The 547-nt window shown below is 61.4% G+C and carries 1 protein-coding gene; it reads right to left on the minus strand.

The features are described 5' to 3' along the window. A partial coding sequence (locus tag AC1DU6_RS35415) for a fasciclin domain-containing protein (RefSeq protein WP_477863271.1) occupies positions 1-320 on the minus strand: 320 nt, incomplete at its 3' end. Positions 321-547 lie beyond the last annotated feature (227 nt).

Here is a 547-nt window from a genome sequence, read left to right on the forward strand (position 1 = left end):
TCCTTGAGGTCGGCGGCGTTCAGTTTGCCGGGGACCACATGGTAGGTCAGAATTTTGGTCAGGGTCGACTTGCTCTCAGGCTTCACCAGCGTATCGACGGTACCGGCCGGCAGCTTGCCGAAGGCGGCGTTCGTCGGTGCGAATACCGTGAACGGGCCCTTGCTGGAGAGGGTATCGACCAGGCCGGCGGCCTTCACGGCGGCGACCAGCGTGGTGTGATCCTTCGARTTSACRGCGTTCTCGACGATGTTCTTSGACGGATACATCGSCGCGCCGCCKACCATSACGGTKTTCTCGCCCGACATTTCGCTCTTCATCATCTTCTTGTCTTCGGCCTGTGCGGGGGCAAGCACAGTGCCAGCGATGGCGAGGGTGCTGAATGCGACGGCCGACAGAAGTGCAATGCGCTTGGACATGGATCGTCTCCCGAGTGATGTGAGTGACCAGCGATCTCGCTGGTGCGATGATTGGGTATCGACCGCGGCAATCCCTTGGAGGCCAGATTGCGCCGTCGATGTCCGAGCTACGCGAGGCCTCGGGGGCAGTT

The organism is Roseateles sp. P5_B10, assembly GCF_056400485.1.